Origin of the sequence: Paenarthrobacter sp. CC6 (assembly GCF_040560085.1) — a bacterium.
In the GTDB taxonomy this organism is placed as follows: Bacteria; Actinomycetota; Actinomycetes; order Actinomycetales; family Micrococcaceae; genus Arthrobacter; species Arthrobacter nicotinovorans.
Genome location: NZ_JARDAN010000009.1, coordinates 277,411 through 289,478, shown reverse-complemented (window position 1 = coordinate 289,478; position 12,068 = coordinate 277,411). Strand labels below are relative to the sequence as shown.

12 protein-coding genes are annotated in these 12,068 nt (G+C 63.2%); 8 read left to right on the top strand and 4 right to left on the bottom strand.

The window, feature by feature from the left end:
• Nucleotides 1–5: 5 nt before the first annotated feature.
• From PV760_RS11680 to PV760_RS11670, 3 genes are read left to right on the top strand one after another with little or no spacing between them, the layout of a single operon-like run.
• Nucleotides 6–860: a carbohydrate ABC transporter permease gene (locus tag PV760_RS11680; RefSeq protein WP_354627803.1), complete on the top strand. Its 855-nt coding sequence runs from the start codon at nucleotides 6–8 to the stop codon at nucleotides 858–860.
• Between the two features lie 32 nt (nucleotides 861–892).
• Nucleotides 893–1,666 carry a ThuA domain-containing protein gene (locus PV760_RS11675; protein ID WP_354627802.1) on the top strand — a complete coding sequence of 258 codons (774 nt, stop codon included), beginning with the start codon at nucleotides 893–895 and terminating at the stop codon, nucleotides 1,664–1,666.
• Complete coding sequence (locus PV760_RS11670) at nucleotides 1,663–2,790, top strand: Gfo/Idh/MocA family protein (protein WP_354627801.1); 1,128 nt, start codon at nucleotides 1,663–1,665, stop codon at nucleotides 2,788–2,790. Before PV760_RS11675 ends, PV760_RS11670 begins: the two co-directional genes overlap by 4 nt.
• 67 nt (nucleotides 2,791–2,857) lie before the next feature.
• Here PV760_RS11670 and PV760_RS11665 read toward each other — a convergent pair whose 3' ends face one another.
• On the bottom strand, nucleotides 2,858–3,796 hold the full coding sequence (locus PV760_RS11665) for a LysR family transcriptional regulator (RefSeq protein ID WP_354627800.1): 939 nt from the start codon (nucleotides 3,794–3,796) through the stop codon (nucleotides 2,858–2,860).
• Nucleotides 3,797–4,030: 234 nt separating this feature from the next.
• Here PV760_RS11665 and PV760_RS11660 point away from each other — a divergent pair, with 234 nt between their 5' ends.
• Both PV760_RS11660 and PV760_RS11655 read left to right on the top strand, forming a co-directional pair.
• Entirely contained in the window at nucleotides 4,031–5,149 is a 1,119-nt protein-coding gene (locus tag PV760_RS11660) for a PrpF domain-containing protein (protein WP_354627799.1), read from the top strand.
• 12 nt (nucleotides 5,150–5,161) lie between these two features.
• A complete protein-coding gene (locus PV760_RS11655; protein ID WP_018779670.1) occupies nucleotides 5,162–6,610 on the top strand; it encodes an SLC13 family permease in 1,449 nt (482 codons plus the stop codon).
• A gap of 183 nt (nucleotides 6,611–6,793) precedes the next feature.
• Here PV760_RS11655 and PV760_RS11650 read toward each other — a convergent pair whose 3' ends face one another.
• Both PV760_RS11650 and arr read right to left on the bottom strand, forming a co-directional pair.
• A complete protein-coding gene (locus PV760_RS11650; protein WP_394525631.1) occupies nucleotides 6,794–7,162 on the bottom strand; it encodes a Rho termination factor N-terminal domain-containing protein in 369 nt (122 codons plus the stop codon).
• A complete protein-coding gene (arr, locus tag PV760_RS11645) occupies nucleotides 7,131–7,541 on the bottom strand; it encodes an NAD(+)--rifampin ADP-ribosyltransferase (RefSeq protein WP_018779672.1) in 411 nt (136 codons plus the stop codon). Before arr ends, PV760_RS11650 begins: the two co-directional genes overlap by 32 nt.
• A 150-nt stretch (nucleotides 7,542–7,691) precedes the next feature.
• On the opposite strand from arr, the gene PV760_RS11640 reads away from it, so the two are divergent.
• The 3 genes from PV760_RS11640 to PV760_RS11630 are packed head-to-tail and all read left to right on the top strand — an operon-like array spanning nucleotide 7,692 to nucleotide 11,579.
• Nucleotides 7,692–8,738 (top strand): homoserine dehydrogenase, encoded by a 1,047-nt coding sequence (locus PV760_RS11640; RefSeq protein WP_354627798.1) that lies wholly within the window; start codon nucleotides 7,692–7,694, stop codon nucleotides 8,736–8,738.
• Entirely contained in the window at nucleotides 8,731–10,146 is a 1,416-nt protein-coding gene (locus tag PV760_RS11635; protein ID WP_354627797.1) for an aldehyde dehydrogenase family protein, read from the top strand. The genes PV760_RS11640 and PV760_RS11635 overlap by 8 nt, the downstream gene beginning before the upstream one ends.
• A complete protein-coding gene (locus PV760_RS11630; protein WP_354627796.1) occupies nucleotides 10,143–11,579 on the top strand; it encodes an aspartate ammonia-lyase in 1,437 nt (478 codons plus the stop codon). Before PV760_RS11635 ends, PV760_RS11630 begins: the two co-directional genes overlap by 4 nt.
• On the opposite strand, the gene PV760_RS11625 is transcribed toward PV760_RS11630, so the two are convergent.
• Complete coding sequence (locus PV760_RS11625) at nucleotides 11,554–12,009, bottom strand: Lrp/AsnC family transcriptional regulator (protein ID WP_039241455.1); 456 nt, start codon at nucleotides 12,007–12,009, stop codon at nucleotides 11,554–11,556. The two genes, PV760_RS11630 and PV760_RS11625, sit on opposite strands and share 26 nt — an antisense overlap.
• Nucleotides 12,010–12,068 lie beyond the last annotated feature (59 nt).

Sequence of the window (12,068 nt, the reverse complement as noted above, 5' to 3'; positions counted from 1 at the left end):
ACCCCATGACAACCGCACTGCATGCACCCATACGCCGCAAGGCAGCAAGCACCCCGGGCCGCAGGAACTGGGGCTACACGGCGCTGGCCCTGTTCTTCCTGGCCATCATGCTCTTCCCCGTGTACTGGATGGTCAACGCTTCGCTCCAGCCCAACGGCACCACCCTGGAGACCTCCTGGATCCCGTTGAAACCCGATTTCACCGGCTACGCCACGGCCATCAGCGAACAGGCAGGGAACCTCGGGACAAGCCTGGTCATCTCGCTGGGGAGCGTGGCCTTGAGCCTTGCCATAGCGGCCCCGGCCGCGTACGCCTTGGCCTATTTCAAGGTCCGCGGCGCCGGAGTAGTCCTTTTCGCGATCCTGATCAGCCAGATGATTCCCGGCATCGTGGTGGCCAACGCCCTGTACACCGCGTACAACGACCTCGGTTTGCTCAACTCCATTCCGGGCCTGATCCTCGCGGATTCGGCGCACGGCATTCCCTTCGCGATCCTCATTATCCGCGCCTTCATGAACGGCATGCCGACGTCGGTGATCGAAGCGGCACGGGTGGACGGCGCCGGACATCTCCGGGCGTTCTGGTCGATCGTCCTTCCGCTGAGCCGAAACTCGCTGATTACCGCGGGCCTGTTCACGTTCCTGTTCGCGTGGAGCGATTTCCTGTTCGCCCTCACCCTGACCACCACGGAGGCCGTCCGGCCGGTCACGTTGGGCATCTTCCAGTACATCGGCGCGTATGTGAACGACTGGAGTTCGGTCATGGCGACGGCGGTACTCGCCTCCATCCCGGCCATCGTCCTTTTGGTCGCGGCCCAGAAATACATTGCCGCGGGGACCACCGGCGGCGCGGTCAAGTAGACCGCCCCTCATCACTAACAAGGAGCATCACCATGTCTGACATCAAGCCCATCCGCGTCACCGTGTGGAGCGAGAACCGGCACGAGAAGCGCGACGAACTGGTCGCGAAGCTCTACCCCGAGGGAATGCACGGCGCCATCAAGGCCGGTATCGAGGAGAACCTGGGCTCCGCCGTCGAGGTCCGGACAGCGACGCTGGACGAAGCGGAACACGGCCTCACCGAAGAAGTGTTGGCCGCCACCGATGTCCTCACCTGGTGGGGCCACATGTCCCATGCAGACGTCGACGACGACATCGTCGAACGCGTTCACCGGCACGTCCTGGCCGGCATGGGGCTGATCGTGCTGCACTCGGGCCACTGGTCCAAGATCTTCACCAAGCTCATGGGGACCTCCTGCACACTGCGGTGGCGCTCCGAGCAGGACCGTGAACTCGTCTGGACCGTCGACCCCACCCACCCCATCGCCAAAGGCGTTCCGCACCCCATCGTCATCCCTGAACAGGAGATGTATGGCGAGTTCTTCGACATCCCCACGCCCGAAGAACTCGTGTTCATCAGCTCGTTCAGCGGCGGCGAGGTGTTCCGTTCCGGGTGCACGTTCCGTCGGGGCCACGGCAAGATCTTCTTCTTCAGCCCCGGTGACCAGGACTACCCCGTGTACCACCACAAGGACATCCGAAAGGTGATCGCCAACGCCGTCGAATGGGCCGTCACCGACCGCCCGGAACGCGCCGTCCCGGAACTGCTCCGCTACGACACCAACGACTTCTTCAACGGCAAGAGCTACCAGGGAGCCAACGCGTGAACACCCCCTTTGCCACCATCCCAGACGACGGGAACCGCCTTCGCGTCATCGTTGTCGGCGCCGGAGGGATGGGCCAGGCATGGCTCCGTACCGTGGAGGAATCGCCACTGGTGGAGCTCGTCGGCATCGTTGACCTGGACCTTGAAGCCGCGCGTGCGGCTGCCGCGTCATTGGGCCGTCCCGACCTCCCGGTCGGTGCGCGCACCGCACAGTTGGCGTTCGACGTCGGCGCCCAGGCAGTCATCAACGTCACCGTCCCGGCGGCCCATCACCCGGTCACCACCGAAGCGCTGGCTGCCGGACTGCCGGTCCTCGGCGAAAAGCCCGTGGCGTCCACCGTGGCGCAGGGTCTTTCCCTGGCAGCAGCCGCGGAACTGCATGGCCAGTTATTCATGGTCAGCCAGTCACGCCGCTACAACAAGCACCTGTTTGAGGCCAAGCATCTGTCATCGTCCCTGGGGCCGGTCGGCATCGTCTCAGCCGAGTTCTTCAAGGCACCGCACTTCGGCGGTTTCCGTGACGCGATGGACCATCCGCTCCTGCTCGACATGGCCATCCACCAGTTCGACATGGCCCGCTTCCTCCTCGACGCCGATCCCGTTTCGGTGTTCTGCGAGGAATACAACCCTTCCTGGAGCTGGTATCGCGGCGATTCCGGGGCCACTGCCATCTTCGAAATGAGCGGCGGCGAGCGTTTCGTGTTCACCGGCAGCTGGTGCAGCCCGGGACAGGAAACGTCCTGGAACGCCTCGTGGCGCATCAGCGGCGAACACGGAACTGTGCTCTGGGACGGTGACACGCAACCAACTTCCTCGCTTCCCGGCACCTTCGAACCGCAACAGGATCCGGGGCAGGAAATCGCTGGCTCATTGCGCGACTTCGTCTCTGCTGTCCGCACTGGAAGCAACCCCATGGGGCGCGTCCACCGGAACATCATGAGCCTGGCCATGGTCGAAGCAGCCATTCTCAGCGCTTCTTCGGGTGCCCGCATCTCCGTGGATGAACTGCTGGAAGATTCCTACCAACAGGCGCTCCGCGCCGAACTGAATCCCGACGTCCGGGGGGTCCTGCAATCGTGGCCCTCGGTTCGCAACGCGTTGACGGGTCAAAGCGTCAGGCTGTAGGCGGTCGACGCACGACGGCGGCTCGCCAGATGCGTTGACGGCAGCTCGACAGGGCGACCGGAACCCGTCAGAGGTACTCGCCGGCCCGCTCGCGGGCGATCTCAAGAAGCGTGGTGTGGAATGCCACTTCCGCCGGCGCGTACACCTTGTCCTGACGTTGGGCCAGCAGTACGCGTCGCAGGGGCGCGCCGGCGCCAAGGCCCAGTACCCTGACGTCGGGATGCTGCAGCGCCACAGCTGTCTTGGGCACCATGGCTACGCCCATTCCGACGCTCACCATGGCTTGGGCTTCCTGGTAGTCATTGGCCAGGAAACCAATGGTGGGTTCAAAGCCGGCGTCGTGTGCGGACCGCTGGAGAACCTCCACTACGGGGTGGGCATCAGCGCGGACAATCCACGACTCTTTCCTGAGTTCGCCCATGGTTACTTCGTCACGGTCGGCCAACGGATGTCCTTTGGCGACGAGGATGACGGTGCTCTCCTGGAAAACCTCGGTGGTCCTGATGGAGTCGTCTTCGAAGGGGTTCCAAGGGTAGTCCCAGAGCAGGCAGAGGCCTGTTACTCCGGACTCGAGGTCCGAAACCAACTCATCGAACCGGGCACTTCGAACCGACAGGCTGATGGCCGGGTACCTCTTCTTGAAGGCGCGGATCACCACGGGGAGGAAAGATCCCGCGAGCGTGGGAAAGGTACCAATCGTCAGGGACCCCCGCCGCAGACCCGCGATCTGGTCCAGGTCCGACTGTGCTGCCCGGATCTGCCCGACGATCTTCCGCGCATGGCCTGCCAGTACCTGGCCGGCTTCGGTGGGAACCACACCACGGGAGCGTCGGTTCAGCAGCGGCTGCCCCACCTCTTGCTCGAGCTTGCGCAATTGCTGCGATACTGCCGACGGGGTGTACATCATGGTGTCTGCCGCGGCAGTGATGGATCCCTGCTCGACAACCTCCACGAGCAAGGCGAGCCTGCGGAGATCATATAAATCACGGGCATCATCGTTAAGCATTTCTGCACCCTTCTGAATGATTGGTTCATTCTATACACGCCCCTGCCTCAGCGCGCGGCAGGAAGCCCGATCAACTGTCCCATCTCCGATGAAGATCATCGATTCAGCCATGCTCCGTCAGTGAATGAAGCAATGCTACATACTCCTTCAGATATTGCACATTGTCTTCATGTGTGATCCGGCTCATGCTGATTGAAGAGCCCGCCGGGTAACGGCAGAAGGAGTGCAGGACAGATGAAGATAGAAGCGGAATGGATGCGTGGAGGCACCAGCAAGTGCTGGGTCTTCGAGACCGAAACCCTGAACGAAACGAGCATCGACCTTGACGAATTGCTTCCACGACTTTTTGGAAGCCCCGATTCACGGCAAATCGACGGGGTGGGCGGCGCTACCTCCACCACCAGCAAGGCGATGATCCTTCGCCGCCCTTCAGACCCCTCCGTTGACGTGGAATTCACTTTCGCCCAGGTAGGGATCGAAGAAGCCACCGTGGACTGGGGCAGCAACTGCGGAAACTGCTCAGCAGTAGTGGGTCTCTATGCCATCGAAAAGGGCTGGGTCACCCCAAAGGGAGACACCACTCGAATTGTCACCCGCAATACCAACACCGGGCAGCTCATCATCCAACAGGTGGCCACTCCCTCCGGAGCCTTGCCCATCGTTCCGGACGCGCACATGCCAGGCGTTGCCTTTCCCGGTTTCAAAGTGGGCCTCGGCTTCCAGGACCCGGCAGGTAAGACCACCGGAGAGCTGCTACCCACGGGGACGGCAAGCGAAACGGTCCTTGGCGGCGGGAAATCCTGGACAGTATCGATGGTGGATGCCGGCGCCCCGGTCGTCATCGTCCGTGCCGAAGACCTCGGACTCGACATATCCCGCTACGACACGTGGACGGAACACGTGGAGCAGCATCTGGAAACACTGGACGCCATTCGCCGCCAGGCAGCAGTGCGCATGGGGATGGCAGCGACTCCTGCGCAAGCAGCCCGCGCCGTACCCAAGTTGGCAATCGTCGGCGCTCCCGGCGATTCAGGTCCGGACTGCGACGTCAACGTCATGATGCTCTCCATGGGCAAGCCGCATCCAGCCTTGGCCATCACCGGCAGCATCGCCCTGACGCTCGCCGCACGCACACCCGGAACAGTACTCAACGCCATCACCGGCAACGCAGTCCATCCAACGCTGAAGCTCCGCACACCTGCCGGTGTCATCGAAACCTGGAGCGAGGAGCACCAAGGCTCCATCCTGGTAGGCGTTGACCGGACAGCCCGCACCATCGCCACCAGCATCATCCACCTCCCGGAGACTCTCGGCAACGCCGTCGAAGCCTCACTGGAAACAGCCACTCGATGAGGAGAGAACACCATGGCTAAGACTATTTACCAACCAGCTCCCGACGCCGAGAGCGATATCAAGGACGAGAGTTCCAAGCGTCCCACTACGCGCCGCCGTATCCTGCTGGTAACGGTTGCCGCTTCCGTCATCCTGGGTCTGGTCGCCATCCTGTTCGGGGGTGCCCTGTTCAACCCGGCGGCCACCCCGGAATCGGAGCCGACCATGACCGCCACGCAGATCATCCCGCTGGTCATACTCGTGGTGATGTTCGTTGTCGCCACGAAGTGGCCTTTGAACATCGGAGTGATGGGGCTGGTAGCCTCCTTCGGCGTCGGCTACTTCATGCTTGGCATGAGCGACAAGGAAATCCTTGCTGACTTCCCCGCCAACATCGTCATCACCATCATTGGCGTGACGTACTTCTTCAGCATGGCCCAGCGCAACGGCACCGTCGACATCATCGTCCAGACCTGCGTCCGGCTGGTCCGGGGCAAAACCCTGCTGCTGCCCTGGGTGTTCTTCCTTCTGGCCGCAGCCCTGACGTCACTGGGCACCTTCTCCCCCGCCGCCGTCGCCCTGCTGGCCCCAGCAGCGATCGGACTGGCCTACGAATCACGCATCCACCCCGTCCTGATGGGCGCCTTCATCATCAACGGCGCCCACGCGGGTGGATTCTCCCCGCTGTCCGTGGCCGGCGTCCTGGTTCACGACATCGCAGTGAAGAACGGCTTCCCCATCTCGCAGGGTGCGCTCTTCGGGGCAAGCTTCGCGCTCAACCTCATCCTTTCCATCCTCACCGTGGTTCTGTTCGCCCTGCTCGGAAAGCTCCGCGACGGCGCGGCCGGCCAGCACGCCGACCTCGACACGACGCGCACTGCACGCCCCCACGGCCAGCAGCTCCTCACGCTTGCACTGATTGCCGCCATGCTCGTCTGCGCCTTGGGCTTCCACATGCCCATCGGCTTCGTGGCGCTTTCCGCCGGACTTCTGCTGGCCCTGGTCAACATCAAGGAACACCGGACCTTCATCGGCGGGGTCTCCTGGTCGACCGTTCTTCTGGTCGCAGGCATGATCACCTACGTCTCACTGCTCCAGCACGTGGGTGTCATTGACACCCTCGCCGAACAAGCGCTCGCGCTCGGGGCACCGCTGCTCATCGCACTGGTCCTCTGCTACGTGATCGGTGTCGGTTCAGCTTTCGCCTCTTCCACCGCCCTCCTCACGGCTTTCATTCCTTTGGCCGGACCGCTGCTGGCAACAAGCTCGCTCAGCGCCTCAGGGACGGTGGCAGCCCTTGCCATTGCGGCAACCGTGGTGGACGTGTCCCCCTTCTCCACTGACGGAGCACTGGTTGTGGCCAACGCCCGTGAAGACGACCGCCAGCGCGTCTACAAGCAGCTCATGGCCTACGCGGGCGGCGTGGTCCTCGTCGCCCCGGCCCTGGCCTGGGCACTGCTGGTACCGACCGGAATCATGTAGGGGACTCCGGCGGCACCGAGCCTCCAAGACCCGCCGAAACAATCACTCCCGGCGGGCGTTCGGAATCACATCCTGCACACCATCGCAACAGGTAGCCCGAAGGACGGGCGCAGGACTGGATGCCAACGCACCTTTGGCAGGGCCACCACACGGTGGCCCTGCCAAACGCATGTTCAACCCCGTTCAGCTCTCCCTGGCCTTCCGTGTTGCCGCATCATTGGCCTTCTGCAGCGCCTGCACGAGTTCGTCCTTGGACATCTTCGAACGGCCATTGATCCCAAGCTGTTGCGCAAGTTGGTATAGGTGGCCCTTGGAAGCATTGGCATCAACTCCCCCTGCCGTTGGCATGGGCGAATCGACGCCCCCTTCGGCGTGGGCGTCCGAAGGACCTCGCTCTTCCTTGGGCTCCCAGTGGTCCCCCACCTTCTCGTAACCAAGCATGCTTGGTACTTCTCGACAAGCGTCTACTGATGGCCGCTGCGCATCCCGGTGCTGCCTGTCCTGGCTGTCCCGTTCTTCGTCAGTTGATGATCTCGCCGCGCTCGTCGGCAAGGATTGCTGCCAAGCGGTCCTTCCAGGCTTGCAGGGCCTCCGGCGCGAGCCGCGTCCAGTCCGTGACCTCACCGACCACCTTCAGCGGTGCAGTGCTCCGATAGGACCTGGTGGGATTTCCCGGAAATTTCTTGTCCGTGACGTTTGGATCGTCCTCGAACGTCCCGGTCGGCTCCACCTCGTACACCCGCGGCTCACCCTCACCGGCCGCGAGTTCCGCGGCGAGACCTGCCCCGTCCCGCAGCGCCGTGAAGTAGATATGGTTCATCACTACTTCGGGACGGTAGTTCGACCTGAAGCCCGCCCGCAGCAGGTCTCCTGTGCGGAGCTTGGCTTTGGTGCCGTGAAAAAAGGGGCCAGTATCCGGAAGCTCGTTCACAGCTACAGCCTATTGGGTGGCCGGAAGGGGCGAAAAGCGCGCTTCTTTGGTCGTTTCGTCATGCCGGACGAGCGTTTTGTACCTAGGGAACTGACACTCCCGGGTTAGAGGCTTGAGGAACAGCATTACCGCCCTATCAAGGAGATCATTGTGACGACGTACAACCTGGCCCTGATTGGTTTCGGAGGCGTGAACCGCGCCTTGGCCGAGCTGATCCGCGATGAACCCGGACGATTCGCTTCCCTCGGCTTCGAGCTCCGCGTCGTAGCGATCACCGACCTGGCTTTTGGTTCGCTTGTCCAAGGTGAGGGCATCGATCTGGCCTCGGTTCTGGCCATGCCGCGAGGCTCGACCTTCGAGGGTCTCCCCGGCGGCAGCCCGGACCCGCGAAACGAGGACGTCATCAAGAACAGCCCGGCCGACATCGTCGTCGAAGCAACTTTCACCAGTCCCGTTGACGGGGAACCCGCCGTTTCGCATGTGAAATGGGCCCTTGAGTCGGGCAAGCATGTGGTGACCACCAACAAGGGTCCCGTGGCCTTGCACGGCCAGGAACTTCGCACACTAGCAGCCGAGAACGGCGTCCGCTTCGAGTACGAAGGCGCTGTCATGAGCGGAACACCCGTCATCCGTCTGGCGCACAAGATGCTCGGAGGTCTGGAACTGAACGCGGTTCAGGGGATCCTGAACGGGACCAGCAACTACGTGCTTGGCCGCATGGAAGCCGGATTGGGCCTGGATGAAGCCATTTCCGAAGCCCAGGCTCTCGGTTATGCCGAGGCTGATCCGACCGCCGACATTGGAGGCTCCGATGTCCGGTTGAAGGTCGCGATCCTGGCCAACGAATTGCTGGGGGCAAACATCCGCCCCGGCGATGTGGAGACCACCGGTATCCAGGACATCACCAGCGACGACGTTACCCAGGCCTTGGCGGGCGGCTCCCGGTGGAAGCTGATCGGCGAGGCACGCCGTGAAGAAGATGGCCGCATCGTCGCTACCGTCCAGCCCGTAGCCCTCCCGGCGGATCACCCGTTGGCTGGCATTTCCGGTGCCACCAATGCCGTGTCCTTCACCACCGACCTGCTCGGTGCAGTTACCGTGTCCGGCCCGGGCGCTGGTCGCGTCGAAACCGCCTACGCCCTCATTTCCGACATCATCGCCGTCGACGAATTCGCCAAAGGAGCCGTCCGTGCCTGAGACAGCCATTGCCGAGTCTCCCGTGAAAGCCGTCGCCGAGCACTTGGTGGTGCGTAACAAGTTCGACGGCGGCCCCCTGGCCACCCTGCCCCAGTGCACTGAGGCGGAGGTACGTGTCGAGCTCATCCGTGCCGCGGCCTCCGCTCCGGCAGCGGCGGCCATGCCACGCCACGAGCGTGGCAGGATTCTGGATTCCGCTGCGGAACTGTTGCAGCAGCGGTCGCAAGATGTCGGGGAGCTGATTGTCGCCGAGGCAGGAAAAACCATCAAGCAGGCTCGCAAGGAAGTCTCCCGCGCGGTGAACACGCTCAAGCTTTCAGCGGCGGAAACCCGCCGGAACGTCGGCGAAGTCGTCCCGTTCGATTCCTTCGCAGGTTCGGAGAACCGACAAGGCTGGTTCACCCGTGAACCACTTGGGCTCATCGCGGCGATTACGCCCTACAACGACGCGTTGAACCTGGTGGCCCACAAGCTCGGCCCTGCTATCGCCGGCGGCAACACGGTCATCCTCAAGCCCTCCCAACTGACACCCTTGACCGCCATTCTCCTGGTGGACCTGCTGCGTGAGGCCGGTCTTCCCTCAGACTTCGTCACCGTTGTCCTCGGTGACCGGACAGTCGCGCAAACCATCATCTCCTCCAAGTTGGTCCGCATGGTCTCGTTCACCGGAGGATTCGCCACGGGCCGGGCCATCGCCGCGAACGCCGGAATCAAGCGCCTTTCCATGGAACTTGGTGGTAATGCCCCCGTCATCGTCTTCGACGACGCCGACATCCCAGCAGCCGTCGAGGCCAGTGTGTCCGGTTCGTTCTGGGCAGCCGGCCAGAACTGCATCGGCGCGCAGCGGATCCTTGTCCAACGCCCAGTGTTCGAGACCTTCCTGGAGGCCTTTGTCACGCAAACCGCCGCGCTGAAAACCGGCGACCCCCGCAACGAACACACCGATGTCGGACCGATGATCAGCCACGACTCCGCCGCCGAAGCGAAACGGAAGATCGATGAGGCCGTAGCGGCCGGGGCGAAACTGCTGACCGGGGGGACCCTTGACGGGCCGGTCCTCACCCCTGCCGTGCTCACCGGGGTGCCCCGGACCTGCGAGGCCTGGAGCGAGGAACTGTTCGCACCGGTCGTCCTTATTGAAGCGTTCGACACCGCTGAGGAAGCCATCGAACTGGCCAACGACAGCGAGTACGCGCTGCAGGCCGGCGTGTTCACCAAGGACCTCAACCGGGCCTTGCAGACCGCCAAAGCCATCGACGCCGGCGGTGTCATGATCAACGATTCCTCCGACTACCGACACGATGCCATGCCGTTCGGCGGCTCGAAGTACGGCAGCATGGGCCGCGAAGGGGTCCACTTCGCCTACGAGGAAATGACGCAACCCAAAGTCATTGCGATCGCCTCATGAGCACCAGCACCGGACATGAAACCAGGATCAGGATCGAACGGGACAGCCTGGGCTCCTTGGCCGTTCCTACATCCGCCCTCTGGGGCATCCACACCGAACGGGCGATCCTCAATTTCCCCATCAGCGGCATCCAGCTCGGAACCCACCGTCACCTCGTCCGCGCCCTCGCGGTTGTGAAGAAGGCCGCGGCCCTGACCAACACCGAGCTGGGCCTGATCCCGGACGATATTGGCCTGGCGATCGCCTCGGCCTGCGACACAGTAGCCTCCGGTGAGGTCGACGATGCGTTCCCCGTGGACGTCATCCAGGGCGGGGCAGGAACCTCGACGAACATGAATGCCAACGAGGTCATCGCCAACCTGGCCCTGGAGTCCCTGGGTCACCCCCGGGGGTCGTACGAAGTGATCGACCCGATCGGGCACGTCAACAAATGCCAGTCCACCAACGACGTCTACCCGACAGCCGTGCGCTTGGCCCTCGTGTTCGCACTCGAAGACCTGCTGAAACAACTGGCCCTGTTGTCCGAATCGTTCGCCGAACGCGGCCACGCGTTCGCGGACATCCCCAAAATCGGACGCACGCAATTGCAGGACGCCGTGCCCATGACGCTCGGGCAGGAATTCACTGCCTTCGCCGTCACGCTCGAGGAAGACCAGCGCCGCCTTCGCGAAGCAGCCGCCCTGCTGCGCGAATGCAGCTTGGGCGCCACAGCGATCGGCACCGGCATCACCGCGGACCCGCGGTATCTGGAGCGGGTCATCGACAAGCTTTCTGCGGTCAGCGGGGTCCAGTTGACCCGTGCCCACGATTTTGTTGAAGCAACTTGGGATACCGGGGCGTTCATGACGTTCTCCGGGGCACTCAAACGCACTGCCATCAAGCTCTCCAAAATCTGCAGTGACCTGCGCCTGCTATCCAGCGGACCCCAGACAGGGCTCGCTGAGATCCGGCTGCCCCCGCGGCAAGCGGGCTCCTCGATCATGCCCGGAAAGGTCAACCCGGTCATCCCCGAGGTCATCAACCAGATTGCGTTCTTAGTCGCTGGCGCCGATGTCACTGTCACCATGGCGGCTGACAACGGACAGCTTCAGCTGAACGCGTTCGAGCCGGTCATCGCCCACGCCTTGCTGCAGTCACTGAGTTGGCTGACCAACGGCTGCGACGTCCTGCGCGAGCTATGCGTCTCCGGCGTCGAAGCCAACGAAGCACTGCTTCGGTCCAGGGCACGCGCGTCCACGGCCCAGGCCACGGCACTGCTGCCCGTCCTGGGGTACGCGGTGGCAGCCGGGGTCGCCCACAGGGCACTCGTCTCAGGACAGAGTGTCATCGACATCGCTGTCAGTGAGGGCCTGCTCCAGCCCGAGCAGGCGGAAAGATTGATGGCCGCCGATTCCTGCGGGGATGCGATCAGCGTGGTGACTGCCTGTCAATGACCGTCGAGAGTGACAACGCGGTAGTGATGTCACGGACTCCGGGGAACTCAGAAACCTGCCTCCAGATCTCCTGGATCCTTGCAGCGTCCGGAGCCTCGACCCGGACGATGAGATCGAGTTCGCCGCTTACCACATCACAGGTAGCGATTTCGGGAATGGCCCGCAGGCCGGCGATGACATCACTGCCGCGCATGCGGTCATGCCGTTGGATCATCAACACGGCATTCACGGTCCGGGTGGCCTCAGCTGCAGACTCCCTGATGGTGTAGCCCTTGATGAAGCCATCACGCTCCATCCGCTCGATCCGCTGCCGCACGGCATTGCGGGACAGGAGTACCTTCTCGCCCAGCTGCGCCAGGCTGATGCGGGCGTTGCGCCGAAGCTCCGCCAGAATCTGGGCATCTATGCCATCACGTGGGCTTCCGGGCACGGGTACTCCTGACTCAGGGTTTTGCATGTCGCAGGCCGGATCCCCACGTGCGTTGGCGA